This is a genomic window from Pusillimonas noertemannii, from assembly GCF_003096595.1.
GTDB classification, from domain to species: Bacteria; Pseudomonadota; Gammaproteobacteria; order Burkholderiales; family Burkholderiaceae_B; genus Pusillimonas; species Pusillimonas noertemannii.
Window position 1 is genome coordinate 111,170 of record NZ_QEKO01000004.1, and the last position, 16,463, is coordinate 127,632.

The following is a 16,463-nucleotide window of genomic DNA, read 5'->3' on the forward strand; positions in this document are numbered from 1 at the left end:
CCTTAGTTGGCCCACGGCAGGGGCTGCTCGTTCAGACCCCAGTAGACGCTCTTTTGTTCCATGTACTGCAGTATGCCATCGCGCCCCTTTTCGCGGCCCAGGCCGCTGTCGCGCCAGCCGCCGAAAGGCGTGGAAATGGAGAACTGCTTGTAGGTGTTGATCCACACATTGCCGGCCTTGAGTATCTTGGCCAGGCGCCAGGCCGCCTTGTAGTCGCGTGTCCAGATGCCGGCCGCCAGGGCATAGACGCTGTCGTTGGCCTGGGCGATGAGGTCATCGACGTTGTCGAAAGGCATGGCCACCAGCACCGGGCCGAAGATTTCTTCCTGGCAGATGGTGTCGGTGTTTTTAAGGCCCTCGATAATGGTGGGCAGGTAGAAACAGCCCTTCTCGTACAACTCGCCCTTGGGGCGCGCCCCGCCCGTGCGTATGCGTCCACCTTCTTTGACGCCGATTTCGACATATCGTTCAATCGAGGCGCGATGGCTGTCGCTGATAAGCGGCCCCATCTGCGTGGATTCGTCGGCCGGGTCGCCTACGCGCAGGCGCTCGGCGCCTTCGGCCAGGCGCTGCATGAAAGCCTCGTACAGCGGGCGGGCGATAAAAAGCCGCGACCCCGCAATGCACGATTCGCCGCTGGAACTGAAGATGCCGTACAGCACGCCGTTCACGGCATGGTCGAGGTCGGCATCTTCAAGCACGATGGTGGGCGATTTTCCGCCCAGCTCCAGCGCCACCGACATGAACTTGTCGGCCGCAATGCCCGCAATGTGGCGGCCCACCGAGGTACCGCCCGTGAAAGACACGCGCCGCACCAGGGGGTGGCGGGTGATGAGGTCGCCAATGACCGAGCCCTTGCCCGGCAGCACGCTGACCAGGCCCTTGGGCAGGCCCGCGCGGTCGCAGATGCGCGCCAGCTCGAGTGCCAGCAGGGGTGTGATCTCGGCCGGCTTGACCACCACGGCGTTGCCGGCGGCCAGGGCCGGCGCCATCTTCTGGGCCTCGCTGGCCACGGGCGAATTCCAGGGGGTGATGGCGGCCACCACGCCCATGGGCTCGTACAAGCTCATGGTGAGATAGTCGCCGCGGGCCGGCGTAATGGTTTCTTCAAGCGTTTCGCAGGCCGAGGCGAAGAACTGGAAGGTGCCGGCAGCGCTGGCCACCAGGGCGCGCGTCTCGGAAATGGGCTTGCCGTTGTCCAGACGCTGCAGCTGCGCCAGGCGCTCGGCGTCTTCGCGTATGAGCTGCGCAATGCGATACAGCACGGCGGCGCGCTCATGCGGCTTGCGCTGGGCCCATCCGCTTTGCTCGAAGGCCTTCTGGGCGCCCTGGATCGCTTCCTCGACGTCTTCGGGGCTGGCTGCGTTAAGGGTGCCCACCACCTCGCCGGTGGCGGGATAGCGGGTGTCGTACTGCGCGCCGCCGCCGCGGCGCCATTGGCCGGCGATGCAGATGTCCAGGATTTCAGTGTTGCTCATGAGTTTCCTTGCGCCGCGCCTAGCGACAATGCGGCAAACCGCCCCGCCGCGCGGCAAACGTGTTGTCAGACGGCCAGCGGCGACACGAGGTTGCGCAGGGCGCGCACCACGCTGTACACCGTCAGCGCCGAAGTCTTGGGGTTGCTGGCCAGCGGCTTGCCCTGCATGGTCACCGCCATGTTTCCGAACGCACCCTGGGCCTCGTAGTAATGAATGTTCTGGTTCACCGCCGGATCGGCGTAAAGTTCGACGCGCGTCTGGTCCAGGCCCACCCCGGCCAGCGCCAGGGTTGCCGCCACATTGGCGTTCTTGGGGAACAGGCGCGCAGCCTCGCGGGCCGAGCCCTCGAAAAACAGCGCCTTTTCCTTGAGATTGCGCAGGTCGAGCTTTTCTTCGGCGGGCGAACCCAGCCAGCCCAGGGGCGGCTTGCGCCCCACATAGGTGACCGAATCGAGCCCCGCCATGCGGGCCGCCGCCAGCGCATCGATGCCGCCTATGGCGCCGGAAAGCAGATGCACCTGGGTGCCGCCCTGCCGCGCGGCCTGCTCGAGTTCCTCGGCCATTCCGGGCGCCGACAAGGCGCCGATGGACACCACCAGGCAGGGCACGCCCTGGCGCAGGGCGGGCAGCACATGGGCCGTCAGCGCGCCATGCCCGGCGCATTCGACCAGCACATCAGGCCGGTCGGCATCGAGGGCCAGCGCCGACCGCACTTGCGGCGCGTTCCCCAGCTCCAGGCCGGCCAACTGCTCGCGCACGGCGTCTTCTTTGCCGGGGCTGACGATGAGCTGGCTTATGCGCAAGCCTTCGTCGCCTTTGGTCAAGTCGAGCACCGACTGGCTGATGGCGCCGAACCCCACTATTGCGACCCGCTTGAGCACGCCGGACATCACGACCCCGCCGTCACGGGCTCGGGCTCGCTGACCGGAGGGCCGGCGAAGGCCGTCTTGAACTTGCCGATGGAGAGCATGTCGATCTCGACCATGAAGGGACCCTGTTCGGCGTTGGCCTTCTTGAAGGCCTCGCCGACCTGCGACAGGTCGCTGACGCGCAGGTGCGAGAAGCCGATGGCGGTGGCCAGCTGCGCATAGTCGGGGGTATGAAGCTCGACATAGTGGCGGCGGCCGCCGTACTGCGCGTCCTGGATGTTCTTGATGACACCATAGCCCTTGTCGTTCATCAGAACGATGACCATGTTGGCCTTTTCCTGCACGGCCGTGGCCAGCTCGCCCAGGTTCAGGATGAAGCCGCCGTCGCCGGCCAGGGTGTAGGTCTTTTTACCCGAAGCGGTCTGGGCGGCGCCGATGGCGGCGCCGATGCCCATGGCCAGGCCCTGGCCGATGCCGCCGCCCAGCGCATGCACGCCGGCCTTGGGGTCGAACAGATACAGGAAGCGATTGCCCCAGGTGCTGTTGGACACGGTAACGTCGCGCACCCAGTTGAAGTTCTCGCCGGCAGCCTGCTGCAGGGATTCGACCAGCTTGGCATAGGGCCCCAGGCCGTCGACCAGGCTCGCCACGGCGGCCTTGCGCGCGGCGGCCAGGTCGTCCAGAAAGGACGGATCTGTTTTCATGCGGCCTTCAAGGCGATCGGCCAGGCCTTGCAGCACCAGTGTCGCGTCGCCCTGCACGAAATCGTCGGTGTCGTAGCAGCGGCCTTCTGCGGCCGGATCGACGTCGCTGCGGTACAGCGGGCGAGGCAGCTTGAGCTCGTACTTGAGGGTTTCATTGCCGCGCAGGCGCGAACCCACCACCAGCATGGCGTCGCAGGTCTGGTAGAAAGCTTCGACGGGCTTGTGCAGGTTGAATGCGCCCAGCGTCTGGGGATGTGTTTCGGGCACGATGCCGCGTCCCTGTGTGCTGGTGACAATGCCGAAGCCCAGTTTCATCAGGCGTTCGACCGCCGCGCGCGCACCCCGCGCACCGCCTCCGAGCCACAAGATGGGCCGGCGGGCCGACGCCAGCTTGTCGGCCAGGCGATCCAGGGCCTGGGCGTCGGGCTGGAATACCGGCACCTGCAGCGGCTTGAGGTTTTCCGGCATGGGAATGAGCGCCTGCTGCACGTCGATGGGGATCTCGATACTGACGGGGCCGGTGGGCGCGGTAAGCGCGGTCTGCACCGCCTGCTTGAGGGTGGCCAATGCTGTCTGGGCGTCGCGCACGCGGAACGCGGCCTTGGACACCGCATGCAGCATGGTCAGCTGGTCGGGCGCCTCGTGAATGTAGGAAAAACCGCGATCGAGGTATTCGGTTTCAATCTGCCCCGTAATGTGCAGCATGGGCGTTCCGGCCGTCAGCGCCTCGACCATGGCGCCGGCCGCGTTGCCCGCGGCGGTGCCGGTGCTGGTCAGGCACACGCCCAGCTCGCCCGTGCTGCGCGCGTAGGCGTCGGCCATGTTGGCGCCGCCGGCTTCGCCGCGCGCGGGAATGAAACGCACCACGCCGCGCTCGCCGAAGGCGTCGAGGATGGGCATGTTGTGAATGGAGATGACGCCAAACGCGGTTTTGACGCCGCACTCCTCCAGGAAGGCGGCGATCGCCGCCCCTACCGTGACTTCAGTGTTGTGATTAGGCATGACGGGATACTCCTCCGGAAACATCGATATGGCTTCCGGTCGTGTAGGACGACAGCGGAGTGGCCAGAAAAATAATGGCGCGAGCGGCTTCTTCCGGGCGGCCCAGCCGCCCCAGCTGAATGTGCTTGCGCTGGGCCAGTGCACCCGACCATTCCTCCCAGGTCTGGGAGGCGTCTTCGCGCTGCTCGTAGCGGCGGCGCCACTGGCCCGAATCGACCAGGCCCAGCAAGATGCCGTTGACGCGCACGCCCTTGGGGCTGAATTCGGTGGCCATGGAACGCACCAGGTTCATGACGCCCGCCCGGGCCGCCGAGGTGGCGACCATGTGGGGTTCGGGCTGTGCCGCCAGCAGCGAATTGACGCACACGATGGCCGCGTCCTGGCTCTGCTCGAGCTGGGGCAGGAAGGCGCGGGTGGGATGAATGACCGAGAAGAACTTGAGCTTGAGCTCGTTTTCCCAGCTGGCGTCATCGGTATCCGCAAAGGTCGAGACACGCCCCTGCCCCGCGTTGTTGATCAATATTGAAACGTTGCCCAATTCGTCTTGCACGGTCTGGGCGAAATGCGCCACCTGGCCCGGCTGCAATACGTCGCAGGGGCGGGCCAGAATGCGCCGTGACGGAAAAGCCCGCACAAGCTCGGCGGCGACTTCGTCCAGCCGCTGCCGGTCGCGTCCGCACAGGGCGACGTCGGCGCCGAACTCGAGCAGCAGCTTGACGGTCGCCAAGCCTATGCCCGACGTGCCGCCCGTGACAACCGCCACTTTTCCTTGAAGGTCTATCATTGTTTCCTCTCGTTCTGAGTTGCCGATATGTCGGTGCCGGGAACGATGTGATCCAGCAGCTGCGACAACTCGTCCGCCGCGCCGCAGGCGGCGGCCGACAACTCTTTCAAGTCAAGTTTTTCGATGTGTGCGCTGGGCAGGGTGACGCCGATGGCGCTGATTACAGCGCCGCCACGGCCATACACCGGCACGACCAGCGTCGCGATGGATTCTTCGTAGTAGCCCGGCTCGAACACGTAGTCGTGCTCTTTGTCGGACTGAATGAGCTTGTACAGGTCGGCTACCGTGGCCGGGGTCTTGCCGGTGGCCTGATGCAGCCGCTCTTCGGGGTACAGATCGTGCAGCTGGTCGTAGCTGAGGTCGCGCAGCAACACGCGGCCGAACAATGTGGAATGGGCCGGCAGCCGTGTGCCGACATAGACCATGTTGGCAAATGGCGAGGGCACGGCCGAACGGCCCACATAGACGATCGAACGGCCGTCGCGCACCACCAGGTTGCACGAATAGCCCACCTTGTCGCGCAGGCGGTCGAGTATGGGCCGGCCCAGTTCGGTCAGCTCTTTGGATGCCAGGCATTCGAAGCCCAGCCGCAGCACGGCCAGGCCCAGGCTGTAGTCACGGCCGCCCGAGTCGCGCTCGACGAAGCCCAGCGATTCGAGCGTGGAAAGCAGCCGGAACACGGTGGAGCGGGGAATGTCTAGACGCCGCGCCAGCTCGGGCGCGGAAAGCACCGAGTCCTTGCGGTTGAACTCGCCCAATATGCGCAGGCCCCTCTCAAGGCCCGGAACGATGTATTTGTCCGCCGCCCCCATTTTCAGTACTTCGCTCATGTTGTTGTTCCTGGCGCGTCGAGCAGGGTCAACGCGTCGAGTATCATTCGTGCCGTTTCATCGGGCTGCTCTACGTAGCAGGCATGGCCCGCCTTGGCGATCGGGGCGAAGGGAAAACCATGCCGCTGCGCGTACTGGCCGGATTGCTCCGGCGTCGTGACGATGTCGTGTTCGCCGCAATAGACGCGGCACGCGCTTGCCGGCGGCGCGTAGCGGTCGATGTCGTCGCCGCACAGCAGCTCGACCGCCTGCGCATAGCCTTCGGGCCGCAGGCGCAAGGCGTTGTGGCGCACCGCCTCGCGCGCCGGCTCGCCGGCCTGGCTGGAAAGAAGACGGTCGGGAAGCTTCTGCGCCATGCCCTGTATGCCCAGCTCGTGCAGGGCCGCCAAGCGCTTTTCGCGCACCTGCAGGGCCTGCTCGGGGCGGGCACCGTAGCCAATGGCCGGGCTCATCAGGACAAAAGCGGCCGCCCGCCGCCTGGGCAGGCTGCTGTATGCGGCGGCCATGAGGGCGCCCAGCGAATGCCCCACCAGCAGGCATTGATCCACCTGCAGCGCTTCGAGCAGTTCATGTAGACGCTCGGCATAGTGCACCGCCGTGGGCCTGGCCTGGGGCAGCGGCGTCGAAGCGCCGTAGCCAGGCGCGTCCCAGGCGATTACCCGCGCATGCCCGCCCAGCACGGCGGCGCAATCGAACCACGAAGCCGAGCCCGAGCTGATGCCGTGCAAAAGCACGATGGCCTGGCGTCCCGAACCGCCCTCCCGATAGCCCAGAACACCGTCCCCGATGCGGACGGTGTTCTCGGCAAAGCCGGAAGCGGCGGACGAAGCGCCCGGCGCATGAGGTTGCACAATGCCTTCGGCCATTTCTTAGCGCTTGATCTTGGACAGCGGGTGCTCGGGCGGATAAGTGGGGATCTGCGGCTTCTTGGCGCCCAGCAATACACACATCAGGGCGTCTTCGTCGCCGATGTTGATTTCTTCGCGGTAGATGCCGGGAGGCACCGAAACCAGGTCGCGGTCGGTCAGAATGGTTTCGTAGCGCTCGCCGTCTTTTTCGAGCACGAGCTTCATCTTGCCGCGAATGACGAAGAACACTTCCTCGACGTCGTAGTGAATGTGCGAGGGCCCCACGCCGCCGGCCGGGATCACCATGGTCGAGAAGGTAAAGTGCTCGGACGGAACCGTGTTGGTGTCGGTGGCCACGCCCGTGGCGCCGGTGCCGACGTAGCGCATTTGCGCACGGCGATACTTGGGATCGAAATCGGCCTGGAACTTCAGGGCGTCCCAATCGTACTTGCGGGTGGAATACCGGGCGATGCGGGTGTTCATCCACTCTTCGAAGCTGGCCCCTTCGGGACGATCCCAGCTGCGTTCTTGTTCAGCCACTACCTGTTCGCTCATAGCTATCACCTTTATATCAATGCATCACAAAGCCGCCATTGACGGCCAACACTTGACCGGTCACGAAACGCGACAGGCCGGACAACAAAAACGCGACGGCGCCACTGACGTCGTCGGGCAACTGCGCGCGCTGCAGAGCGCGCTGGTTTTCGTAAAGATCGTGCCGCTCGCGCGGAACGTATTCGGTGGCCTCGACCAGGGTGAGGCCCGGCGCCACCGCGTTGACGGTGATGCCGCCGGCGCCCAGCTCGCGCGCCATGGAGCGCGTCATGGACATGATGGCGCCCTTGCTGGCCACGTAGGCCAGCAGATTGGGCGCGCCCCACATGGGCGTGTCGGAGGCCAGGTTGACGATGCTGCCCTGCCCCGAAGCCCGCAAGGCCGGAAGGCAGGCCCGCGACATCAGCCAGGTGCCGCGCACATTGATGCGCATGACTTCGTCCCAGACGTCGATGTCGATCTGCTCGAGGCTCTTGCCGCCGGAATGAGTCATGCCGGCGTTGTTGACCAGGCCGTCGAGCCCGCCCAGGGCTTTCGACGCAAAGGCCGCGCAATGCTCGATGGAAGCGGGGTCGTTCAGGTCGAGCGCCACGGCGTGCGCCTCGTAGCCCTGTTCGCGCAGCTGCGCTGCGGCGGCCTCGGCCTGCTCGGCCAGGATGTCCGCCAGGACGACGGAGCCCCCGCCCTGGACGACGCTGCGGGCGAACTCGAGGCCCAGGCCGCGGGCCGCGCCCGTGATCAGCACTTTTTTCCCTTCGAGAAGGCCTTGTACCGCGGGGTGTTCGGCGTTGCTCATGCTTCCCCCTTTAGGCCGTGGTAACGGTGGCTTTGGGGATGTAGTGCAGGCAGCGCCGCTCGAACCACACCACGACGGCATAGGCAATAATGCCAATGACGGTAAGGCCTATGATCGACACGAACACACCGGCGGTGTTGCCCTGCCCTTCGGCGTCGACCAGCAGGAAGCCCAGGCCCTTGTTGCCGCCCACCAGCTCGCCCACCGTTACGCCGATCACGGCCAGGGTGGCGCCGATGCGCAGGCCCGAGAACAGGGACGGCAGGGCCGAAGGGAACTCAACCAGGCGGAAGATCTGCCAGCGGCTGGCGTTGAGCGTGCGGACCAGGTTGACCATGTCGGGGTCGACCGTGCGGATGGCCGACAGCACGTTGACCATGATCGGGAAGAACACGATAAGCAGAGCCACCAGGATCTTCGGATAGATGGTATAGCCCAGCCACATTACGAACAGGGGCGCGAAGGCCACCTTGGGCGCGATCTGCAAGGCCAGGATGTACGGCGAAAGGACCGACTCGGTCGTGGGCGACAAGCCCAGCACCACGCCGACGAACAGGCCCAGCAAGGCCCCCAATATGAAGCCCAGCACGACTTCAAGCGCCGTGTAGCCGAAATGCTCGAGGAAATTGCCCGTTTGCCACATGTGCACGGACTCTTGCATGACCGTGGTGAACTTGGGCAGGATGAATTCGGGCATGCCCAGCCATCCCGGCAGCCACTGCCAGGCAGCCAGGAAGATGATCAGGACGGCAATGCTGCCCCCGGCGGTCACTGTATGGCGTTTAGTCAATTTAAACCCTCCGACGCGGGTTGGCGATGCATTGTTGTGTTTCTGGCCGGCCGGGGCCGAAGCCCCGGCCGACGCACTGACTGCTACTGTGGTCGAATCCACACTCATTGCGAAGCCTCGATGAATTGATTCGTGTACAGATCTTCAAGCGGCGCGGCCTTGTCGACAATGCCTTGCGAAACATAGAAATCCTGCACGGCGGCAAGGCGCTCGGGATCCATCTTGCCCGGGACCTTCTGGTCGGCGTACACGTACTTGTTGTAAAGACGGAAGACTTCACGCATTTCGTCTTCTTTGCCCTCGTGCGCGGGCACAGCCTTGATGTAGGCCTTGAGCGCGCCTTCGGGATCTTTCATGATCAGCTCCATGCCCTTGACGGTGGCGCGTACGATGCGCTGGATGAGCTGGGGATTGTTCTTGATGGTGTCGTCCGACGCGATCATGGCCTGGGCCATGCTGTTGAAGCCCTTGGCCGGGTCCATGAGATGCACCTTGCCGCCGTTGTGGCGAACGGTTGCGACCCAGTCGGGCACGGCAGCCATGGCGTCGGCCTTGTTCGAGGCGAACAGTTGCCAGACGCCCGCGGGGCCGGCCGCCTGAATTTCAGCGTCGTTGCGCGTCAGGCCGACCTTGTGCATGGTGCCCAGCAGCGAATAGTAGGTGGTATCGGTATAGGCCATGACGGTGATGGTCTTGCCCTTGAGCTGCTGCGGCTCGTCGATGGGAGCGCTTTCATGCGAGGCGATCAGGGTGAGCCCGCCCGCGCCCATCAGGGCAACCGACTTGACGGGGATGCCGTTGGCACGAACGATGATGGGCGTATCGCCGATGGCGCCGCCGATAGGCGCGTTGCCCGCACCCACCTGTTTGGCCACGTCGACCCCGCCCTTGCCGGTGACAAAGGTCACGTCAAGGCCTTCGTCCTTGAAATAGCCTTGCTGTTGAGCAATAAGCCAGGGCGCAAAGGCAGGCAGGTTCTTGGGTGCGGGCAGCAGGTAGGTGATGGGTTCGAGCTTGTCGGCCGCCAGGGCGGAAGCCGAAGCCATCGAAACACATGCTCCGAGCATGACGGCAGTGATTAGTTTCTTCATTCTGTTCTCCTGAGTCTGGGATTCTTATATGGTTAATTGCAGTGGGGCTTGTAGGCCGGTATGACAGTACTTCGGGCTTGCATGTGAAAATCAATGAACCGCGGCGTCTTCTTCTTTGCCGATCTTCAGCAGATCCATCAACCGCCCCTGCAGGGGGCCGATCTCGGGAAGCTTGCGCCGCTGCAGCGGGTTGTCGCGCAGCGGCAGGTCGACGATGATCTCTTCGATAATGGTGCCCGGGCGCTCGCTCATGACCAGCAGCCGGTCCGACAAGGCAATGGCTTCGACCAGGTCGTGGGTAATGAACAACGCCGTCTTGCCGTTTTCGGCCAGCGATTGCGCCAGGTCTTGCTGGAGAATCATCTTGGTCTGGGCATCGAGCGCAGAGAACGGCTCGTCCATCAGCATTACCTGCGGATCGACCGCCAGAGTGCGGGCCAATGCCGCGCGCTGGCGCATGCCGCCCGACAATTGGTGGGGGTAGTTCTTTTCGTAGCCCTTCAGGTGGCATTTGCGCAGCAGCTCGTTGGCCACCTTCAGCCGGTCAGACTTGCCCACGCCGGCTATTTCCAGGCCCAAAGCCACATTGTCTTCGATGGTGCGCCATTGCATCAGCAGGTCTTTCTGCAGCATGAAGGCCACTTCGCGCACAGGCTTGGTAACCCGCTTGCCCGACACATAGACTTCGCCCGAGGTGGGGGCGTAGAGGCCGGAACCCATGTTGAGCAAGGTGCTTTTGCCACAGCCCGAAGGGCCGATAATGGATACGACCTCGCCCTTGGCGATGGAAAACGAAATATTGGACACGGCAGGACGCAGCTCGCCCGTATTAGGATCAACGAAGGATTTGCCTACGTTTCTGAATTCGATTTCAACCATGAGGGGCTGCTCCTTGAGTAGTGAGGCGCGGTGCAATTCAAATTTGCGAACCACTCACGCCAAGCCCTGTTTGTTTTATATATGAACTGACGTTTTGTGAATTAAACAAACTTTAAATCCTTGGCGAGCCATGTTGTATTAGGGAAATCCCTTTGTTTTACGATTTTCATCGCATATTACTAGGGTTTCCACTAATAGTTAGGTAGGCCCCTGAAGTCATAAACTTTTAATCCATAAAACGCTGTTTAATATATGGAACAAACAGCCGCTCCACTGGCAGCGACTGCTGCTTTACATTTCTTCAATCGGCTGGAGGCCTGCATGTCGTCCGATGCACGCACGCTGCTTACGATATTTCTAAAGCATGATCAGTCCAATAATCTGGACATGATCCAGTCCAAGCTGAAAGCCAGCCAGTGGTGGGACCGCTTTCCTCCCGAGGGGGTGGAAGTCGTCTCATGGACGGTAGCAATGGGATTCGGTCAGATCGTCACGCTGCGCGTGCCGGTCGAACTCATCCCCGTGGTCAACGTCGAACTGGAACGTTCGGCCTGGGGAGTCTTCACCACCGAATGCTTTCCTACTTACGATTTCGTACCGGTGCGCCAGCGCATCAAAGAACGTGTAGAAAACGGAGGTCAATAAAATATGTCTCATCTCTATCTGCAGCCTCATCAGGCTCGCAAGCGGCAGCCCACCGCTTATGAAGATCTGCTCGGCGACTCGCTCGAGCGCGCCTTCAGCTCCGACATCGTCGAGCTTGACGCCCTGGTGGCCTACCTGAACGACCACGGCCCTCAACCCCAGGACACCTCAACCATGTGGACGGCCGAACTGCTCACCACCGAGCTGCAGCGCCTGGGCAACGACTGAACCCATCAAGGAAAGCCACCATGACAACCAATCCCTCCGACGTCGAAGTCGAAAAAGTCCTGGCCAACGGCATACAGAACCGCTGGTATGCCATCTGCCCCTCGTCCTTCGTTCAGCAGACCCCGGTTTCCCTACGTCGCCTGGGCCACAAGATCGTGCTGTGGCGCGACGCCGACGGCACGCCCTACGCGCTTGAAGACCACTGCCCCCATCGCGGCGCCCCGCTTTCCGCCGGCGTTCCGCTGGGCAACCGGCTTGCCTGTGGCTACCATGGCGTCGAAGTCGACTGCAAGGGTGTGGTCATCTCGGTCCCCGGCAGCCCCGGCTGCAAGCTCGAGGGCTCCCGCCCCACGCTTGCCTTCCACCTGAAGGAAGCCCACGGCGCCATCTTCATGTATAACTCGTACACCAATGTCGACGAGCCGCCGCCGCTGGTGCTCCCCCAAGAGCTCGATTCGGACGAATACGAGAAGTTCCTGTGCTACCTCGAATGGGATTGCGACTACCGCTACGTGCTCGACAACGTCATGGATCCCATGCACGGCACCTTCCTGCACAAGCAGTCGCACAGCATGGCTGCGGGCGCCCGTGCCGCCAAGTTCGACCTGCGCGACACCGAGCATGGCTTCTCGTTCGAAAAATCCGCACAGCGCGACGTCAACTTCGATTGGACCGAATTTGCCGACACCGGCATTCAGTGGGCGCGTCTAGACATCCCCTACCCCAAAAGCGGCGGCCCCGGCGGTAGCTTCGGCATCGCGGCCTTTGCTACGCCCATCCGCGAAAACGAATCGGCCGTGTTCTTCTGGCGCAATCGCAAGGTATCGGGGTGGCAGCGCGACGCCTGGCGCTTCCTGTACAAGAACCGCCTCGAGGCGCGCCACTGGGCCGTGGTCGAACAAGACCGCGTCATCCTCGAAGTGATGGAGCCCGACGCCAACAAGCGCGAGCATCTGTACCAGCACGACGTGGCTGTCACGCGACTGCGCCGCACTTTGCGCCAGCTTGCCATCGCCCAGCTCACCGGCAAGAACTGACATGCACACATGGACGCCCGTCAAGCGGGTCGTGGTGCCCGGCGCGGCCGAGCCGGCCGGCGCCACATGGTCGAATTGCCTGGTATTGGGCAACGAGGTCATGATGTCGGGCGTCACGGCTCAAACGGGCACAGACGATGCCGGCCGCGCCTTGTCCACCGAGGCGCAGGGCCGGCTCATCCTCGAGCGCATCGATGCCACCATGCGCGCGGCGGGCGGCAGCCGCGCCAATATCTACAAGCTGGTGGTCTACCTTACCGACATCGCCGACAAAGAAGTTGTCTCGCAACTGCGGGCGGGCTTCTTCGGGCCGGTCTTTCCGTGTTCAACCCTGGTCCAGGTCAGCGCCCTGGCCTTTCCCGGGCTGACCATAGAAATCGACGCCTTCGGCCGCCTCGATTGTGACGTGGCCCAGGCGATGCAGTATTATCCGGGCCAGTATTATCCAGGCTGAAAGCCCGCAATGCAGCGGGCCACGGCAACAGGGGACGCAGGCATGAGCAGTACGGACACATCCAGGTATTCGGTACCCGGCCTCGAAAGAGGCCTGCGGATACTGACTGAATTCACACGGGAAACCCCCGTGCTCGCCGCGCCCGAACTGGCCCGTCGGCTCGATGTGCCCCGCACCACCGTGTTCCGCCTGCTCGTCACCCTCGAGTCGCTGGGCTTCGTCGAAAAATCCAGCAACGGGCGCGAGTACCAGCTGGGCACGGCGGTGCTGAAGCTGGGTTTCGAATACCTGGCCTCGCTGGCGCTGACCGAGCTCGGACGCCCCATACTCGAGCAGTTGCGCGATGAACTCAATTATTCGGCCAACCTCGTCATACGCGACGGCCGAGACGTCGTGTACGTGCAAAAGGCGGCAGCCGGCTCCATATTTACCAGTTCGGTGCACATCGGCACGCGGCTTCCGGCCCATGCCACGGTGCTCGGCAGAGTCCTGCTCAGCCATCATGGCCTGCACGCCCTGCGCGCCCTGTATCCCGAAGAGCAGCTTAGGCCCTACGGGCGCCACACGCCGGCTTCCGCCGAAGCCCTGTACCAACTGCTGAAGGCCGACAAAGAGCGCGGCTATGTCATTGCCGACGGCTTTTTCGAGTCGAATATCTCTACTATTGCCGCGCCGGTATTCAAGCAAGGCGGCGAAGTGGCCGCCGCCCTGGGCGTTACCGTGCCCGAAAGCAAGATACCCGAATCGCAACGCCAGACGCTCATCGATAAAGTGGTGGCCGCGGCGGCCCAGCTGTCAGCGTGCCTGGATTACCGCGCACCGGCCTCAGCCGCCCGCCACGCGGGATAAATCCCTGGCCGCCTGCACCACTTCGCTCTGCATGCGTTCTTTCAGGCCCGGGTCGGCATCGAACAGCTGCTGCGGCGCCACCACGCTAAGCGCGGCCACCGGCCTGCCGCCGCTGCCCTTGACCACGGCCGCGCACGCATTGATGCCGGCTTCGTAGCCCGAGAAACTCCAGGCGTGGCCCTTGCGGCCGTCTTCTTCAAGCTGTCGGGCCAATTCGGCCGGATCGATGCCGGAGGCTTGCTTGGTGGAATCGGCCGCGTCGTCACGCCAGGCCGCCCAAAGGCGCTGGAATTCGGCTTCGCCAAGCTGGGCCAGCATGACCCGGCCCGGGGCGGTAAGGAAGGCCGGAACCCGGCTGCCCACGCGAATATGGCTGACCAGGCCGCCCTCGGGCATTTCGCGCTGGACGTAAACAACGTGATAGCCCTCGAGCACGACCATATAGGCCGACACACCCAGATCGCGGGAAAGTTGCTCGACCGAACGACGCCCCGCGCTGATGAGATCAATTGAGCCGAGCGCCGAAGCGGCCATGGTAAGAAACGCCATACCCACCCGATGGCCACCCTGGGGCAGACGTTCGATCAGGCCTTCGTGCTCGAGCGTGGCCAGCAGGCGCATGACCGTGACGCGGTTGACATCGATCAAGCGCCCTACTTCGCTCAGATTGCCTGTATTGCCGCCTTCGGCGATGTAACGCAGCAAGCGCATGCCGCGCATCACCGGCGTGACCAGGCCTTTTGCAGCATCTTGTTCCAACATGGGGGTGCCTCCTTCGCGGCCGGTCGCTCGACGTTCTTCGTTCATTGGCTATGCCTGGCTTGCACACCGCGGTTTCCCGCAAGCGGCAGCGATTGGCCAGGCAGAGTGCGGCTGATGCCGTGCCGATTCGGCATCGGCACGTCGCCCGTCTGTCCATGTTATTTGATGGACGCCGTCCAGGCGTTGTAATCGTAAACCCAATCGGCGTTTCCGCCCTCTTTAAGCCAGGTGTTGCCGCGCGAGGCGATCTGGATGCGGCTGGTGCGCTCGAGACGGGCGTCCTGATAGGCGGCCCACGCTTGCTGCAGGCTGCCAAAACCCGGCTCGGCAATGCAGCGTGCCAGCACCACAGCGTCTTCAACAGCCTGGCCCGCGCCTTGCGCCATGAACGGCATCATCGGATGGGCGGCATCGCCCAGCAGAACCAGGTTGCCTTCATACCAACGCGGCAAGGGGTCGCGTATGTACAAGGCGGATTTAAGCACTTCGGTGCAGGCATTGAGCCGTGCTCGCGCATCTTCGTGGAAGTCGGCGTAAATTTCGCGCAGTTCGGCCACCTCGCCCGGCGCTGTCCAGGACTCGAGCGTCCATTCCGGCTGAGGGGTGGTCGCAAAGATGAAGATGTCTTTGCCTTGATTCAGGGGAAACGACACGACCTGCACCTCGGACTGATTGCCCCACCATTTGGTGAAGCAGTCCAGATCCTCGCAGCCCTGCAGGCGCTCGACCGGCACCACTGCCCGATAGGCCACCACACCGGTGAACTGGGGTTTTTCTTGGCCGAGCATGGCGGTGCGCACCGCCGAGTGGATGCCGTCGGCCCCCACCAGGGCGTCGACGGTTTCGCTGCTGCCATCGGTGAAATGCACGGCCACCTTGCCGTCGGCCTGCTCGATTCGCTGGGCCTTTTTACCCAGTTTGATGCAGTCGGCCGGAACAGTCTGTTCCAGTACGGTAAGCAGGTCGGCCCGATGCATCGTAAGCTGCGGCGCGCCGTACTTTTCTTCGGCGGCGCCGGACATGGCAAGGCGGGAGGTTTCTTCACCTGTGTAGCCGTCGCGGCTGATGCGGAAGGCGGGCCTGGCGGCGGTTTGGCGCAGCGCTTCGCCAACGCCCAGGCCATCCAATGCGCGCACGGCGTTGGGGGTCAGGTTGATGTCGGCGCCGACGCGGGCGAACTGCTTCGCCTGTTCGAAAACGACGACGCGCTGGCCGAGCTTGAGCAGCGCAATGGCGGCGGCCAGGCCGCCGATGCCGCCGCCACAGATGCCGATGAGGGGTGTGCTCATGATGATTGGTTTCCTTGGGTCTGTTTTGTATTTTTGTTCATTAATGAACGTAATGAATATAATTTAACAGCCAGCGGGAAATGGCGTCAAGAGGATTTCTACGTATCCATAGGGTTTGCTGAGTGTGTTTTGTGGATGAAGCTGGGGCATCAGACGGGATACTCACCCCTGAACCTGGGGGTTTCATCCAATGCAACTCTGGACCGACACCGTGTCTGCTGCAGCTTTCCTGACTGATACTGCAGACTACCCAGACAGGTTTAGATGGTGATGTTTGTTTGTCCTGTCTTCATCGCTGGCGCCGCTTGCAGAAATAAAGCCAGTGTTTGTCTTGATCCGTTTCCGCGCTGTCTCTTGATTGCGGGGGGCGCTTTGTCCTTGCAGCGTTTCTGCTCTTCGGTACATGCGGGCCAGACGGAAGAGGTCGGCCCTCGGGGTGCCGCCCCTGCCTCGTCCACTCTATCATTCAGCCTACCTTGTGTCTTTACTCTCATATCGTAGGCTCCAAACACAGAATTTAGACACTCCTAATACAAGAGTTTTCACATAGCCTCGACCGAGGCCAGACGGGAA

At 63.1% G+C, this 16,463-nt stretch carries 18 protein-coding genes; 5 read left to right on the plus strand and 13 right to left on the minus strand.

All coding sequences use genetic code 11. The features are described from left to right. Positions 1-2: 2 nt before the first annotated feature. The 11 genes from C7440_RS13825 to C7440_RS13875 all read right to left on the minus strand — a co-directional run bounded on the left by C7440_RS13825 (position 3) and on the right by C7440_RS13875 (position 10,626). Positions 3-1,478 carry an aldehyde dehydrogenase gene (locus C7440_RS13825; protein WP_116518970.1) on the minus strand — a complete coding sequence of 492 codons (1,476 nt, stop codon included), beginning with the start codon at positions 1,476-1,478 and terminating at the stop codon, positions 3-5. Positions 1,479-1,543: 65 nt separating this feature from the next. Beyond that, positions 1,544-2,368 carry an aspartate dehydrogenase gene (locus tag C7440_RS13830; protein WP_116518971.1) on the minus strand — a complete coding sequence of 275 codons (825 nt, stop codon included), beginning with the start codon at positions 2,366-2,368 and terminating at the stop codon, positions 1,544-1,546. Next, on the minus strand, positions 2,368-4,053 hold the full coding sequence (locus C7440_RS13835) for a thiamine pyrophosphate-binding protein (protein WP_116519122.1): 1,686 nt from the start codon (positions 4,051-4,053) through the stop codon (positions 2,368-2,370). Before C7440_RS13835 ends, C7440_RS13830 begins: the two co-directional genes overlap by 1 nt. Continuing rightward, positions 4,046-4,837 carry an SDR family oxidoreductase gene (locus C7440_RS13840; RefSeq protein WP_116518972.1) on the minus strand — a complete coding sequence of 264 codons (792 nt, stop codon included), beginning with the start codon at positions 4,835-4,837 and terminating at the stop codon, positions 4,046-4,048. The genes C7440_RS13835 and C7440_RS13840 overlap by 8 nt, the downstream gene beginning before the upstream one ends. Further along, positions 4,834-5,667, minus strand: a complete 834-nt coding sequence (locus C7440_RS13845) for an IclR family transcriptional regulator (RefSeq protein WP_116518973.1) — start codon at positions 5,665-5,667, stop codon at positions 4,834-4,836. Before C7440_RS13845 ends, C7440_RS13840 begins: the two co-directional genes overlap by 4 nt. Then, entirely contained in the window at positions 5,664-6,533 is an 870-nt protein-coding gene (locus C7440_RS13850; RefSeq protein ID WP_116518974.1) for an alpha/beta fold hydrolase, read from the minus strand. The genes C7440_RS13845 and C7440_RS13850 overlap by 4 nt, the downstream gene beginning before the upstream one ends. A 3-nt stretch (positions 6,534-6,536) precedes the next feature. Next, the gene (locus C7440_RS13855; protein WP_017524808.1) at positions 6,537-7,070 is read right to left on the minus strand and encodes a cupin domain-containing protein; all 534 of its coding nucleotides are present in this window, start codon (positions 7,068-7,070) and stop codon (positions 6,537-6,539) included. 16 nt (positions 7,071-7,086) lie between these two features. Further along, positions 7,087-7,866 (minus strand): SDR family oxidoreductase, encoded by a 780-nt coding sequence (locus C7440_RS13860; protein WP_116518975.1) that lies wholly within the window; start codon positions 7,864-7,866, stop codon positions 7,087-7,089. Positions 7,867-7,876: 10 nt separating this feature from the next. Further along, on the minus strand, positions 7,877-8,638 hold the full coding sequence (locus tag C7440_RS13865) for an ABC transporter permease subunit (RefSeq protein WP_017524806.1): 762 nt from the start codon (positions 8,636-8,638) through the stop codon (positions 7,877-7,879). 122 nt (positions 8,639-8,760) lie between these two features. Next, positions 8,761-9,747: an ABC transporter substrate-binding protein gene (locus C7440_RS13870; protein ID WP_017524805.1), complete on the minus strand. Its 987-nt coding sequence runs from the start codon at positions 9,745-9,747 to the stop codon at positions 8,761-8,763. A gap of 90 nt (positions 9,748-9,837) precedes the next feature. Beyond that, on the minus strand, positions 9,838-10,626 hold the full coding sequence (locus C7440_RS13875; protein ID WP_116518977.1) for an ABC transporter ATP-binding protein: 789 nt from the start codon (positions 10,624-10,626) through the stop codon (positions 9,838-9,840). Positions 10,627-10,947: 321 nt separating this feature from the next. On the opposite strand from C7440_RS13875, the gene C7440_RS13880 reads away from it, so the two are divergent. From C7440_RS13880 to C7440_RS13900, 5 genes are read left to right on the plus strand one after another with little or no spacing between them, the layout of a single operon-like run. Beyond that, a complete protein-coding gene (locus C7440_RS13880) occupies positions 10,948-11,271 on the plus strand; it encodes a hypothetical protein (RefSeq protein WP_116518978.1) in 324 nt (107 codons plus the stop codon). A gap of 3 nt (positions 11,272-11,274) precedes the next feature. Continuing rightward, entirely contained in the window at positions 11,275-11,499 is a 225-nt protein-coding gene (locus C7440_RS13885; protein ID WP_116518979.1) for a recombinase-like helix-turn-helix domain-containing protein, read from the plus strand. A gap of 20 nt (positions 11,500-11,519) precedes the next feature. Beyond that, complete coding sequence (locus tag C7440_RS13890; protein WP_116518980.1) at positions 11,520-12,536, plus strand: aromatic ring-hydroxylating oxygenase subunit alpha; 1,017 nt, start codon at positions 11,520-11,522, stop codon at positions 12,534-12,536. Between the two features lies 1 nt (position 12,537). Beyond that, positions 12,538-12,990, plus strand: a complete 453-nt coding sequence (locus tag C7440_RS13895; protein WP_116518981.1) for a RidA family protein — start codon at positions 12,538-12,540, stop codon at positions 12,988-12,990. A gap of 42 nt (positions 12,991-13,032) precedes the next feature. Beyond that, complete coding sequence (locus C7440_RS13900; RefSeq protein WP_116518982.1) at positions 13,033-13,839, plus strand: IclR family transcriptional regulator; 807 nt, start codon at positions 13,033-13,035, stop codon at positions 13,837-13,839. On the opposite strand, the gene C7440_RS13905 is transcribed toward C7440_RS13900, so the two are convergent. Both C7440_RS13905 and C7440_RS13910 read right to left on the minus strand, forming a co-directional pair. Continuing rightward, positions 13,816-14,601: an IclR family transcriptional regulator gene (locus C7440_RS13905; protein WP_116519123.1), complete on the minus strand. Its 786-nt coding sequence runs from the start codon at positions 14,599-14,601 to the stop codon at positions 13,816-13,818. The two genes, C7440_RS13900 and C7440_RS13905, sit on opposite strands and share 24 nt — an antisense overlap. A 158-nt stretch (positions 14,602-14,759) precedes the next feature. Then, positions 14,760-15,890: an FAD-dependent monooxygenase gene (locus tag C7440_RS13910; protein WP_116518983.1), complete on the minus strand. Its 1,131-nt coding sequence runs from the start codon at positions 15,888-15,890 to the stop codon at positions 14,760-14,762. Between the last annotated feature and the right edge of the window lie 573 nt (positions 15,891-16,463).

Bases quoted from the DNA above. Each gene is read 5' to 3' on its own strand.
- C7440_RS13825 (WP_116518970.1), bottom strand. From the start codon at position 1,478: ATGAGCAACACTGAAATCCTGGACATCTGCATCGCCGGCCAATGGCGC.
- C7440_RS13830 (WP_116518971.1), bottom strand. From the start codon at position 2,368: ATGTCCGGCGTGCTCAAGCGGGTCGCAATAGTGGGGTTCGGCGCCATC.
- C7440_RS13835 (WP_116519122.1), bottom strand. From the start codon at position 4,053: ATGCCTAATCACAACACTGAAGTCACGGTAGGGGCGGCGATCGCCGCC.
- C7440_RS13840 (WP_116518972.1), bottom strand. From the start codon at position 4,837: ATGATAGACCTTCAAGGAAAAGTGGCGGTTGTCACGGGCGGCACGTCG.
- C7440_RS13845 (WP_116518973.1), bottom strand. From the start codon at position 5,667: ATGAGCGAAGTACTGAAAATGGGGGCGGCGGACAAATACATCGTTCCG.
- C7440_RS13850 (WP_116518974.1), bottom strand. From the start codon at position 6,533: ATGGCCGAAGGCATTGTGCAACCTCATGCGCCGGGCGCTTCGTCCGCC.
- C7440_RS13855 (WP_017524808.1), bottom strand. From the start codon at position 7,070: ATGAGCGAACAGGTAGTGGCTGAACAAGAACGCAGCTGGGATCGTCCC.
- C7440_RS13860 (WP_116518975.1), bottom strand. From the start codon at position 7,866: ATGAGCAACGCCGAACACCCCGCGGTACAAGGCCTTCTCGAAGGGAAA.
- C7440_RS13870 (WP_017524805.1), bottom strand. From the start codon at position 9,747: ATGAAGAAACTAATCACTGCCGTCATGCTCGGAGCATGTGTTTCGATG.
- C7440_RS13875 (WP_116518977.1), bottom strand. From the start codon at position 10,626: ATGGTTGAAATCGAATTCAGAAACGTAGGCAAATCCTTCGTTGATCCT.
- C7440_RS13880 (WP_116518978.1), top strand. From the start codon at position 10,948: ATGTCGTCCGATGCACGCACGCTGCTTACGATATTTCTAAAGCATGAT.
- C7440_RS13885 (WP_116518979.1), top strand. From the start codon at position 11,275: ATGTCTCATCTCTATCTGCAGCCTCATCAGGCTCGCAAGCGGCAGCCC.
- C7440_RS13890 (WP_116518980.1), top strand. From the start codon at position 11,520: ATGACAACCAATCCCTCCGACGTCGAAGTCGAAAAAGTCCTGGCCAAC.
- C7440_RS13895 (WP_116518981.1), top strand. From the start codon at position 12,538: ATGCACACATGGACGCCCGTCAAGCGGGTCGTGGTGCCCGGCGCGGCC.
- C7440_RS13900 (WP_116518982.1), top strand. From the start codon at position 13,033: ATGAGCAGTACGGACACATCCAGGTATTCGGTACCCGGCCTCGAAAGA.
- C7440_RS13905 (WP_116519123.1), bottom strand. From the start codon at position 14,601: ATGTTGGAACAAGATGCTGCAAAAGGCCTGGTCACGCCGGTGATGCGC.
- C7440_RS13910 (WP_116518983.1), bottom strand. From the start codon at position 15,890: ATGAGCACACCCCTCATCGGCATCTGTGGCGGCGGCATCGGCGGCCTG.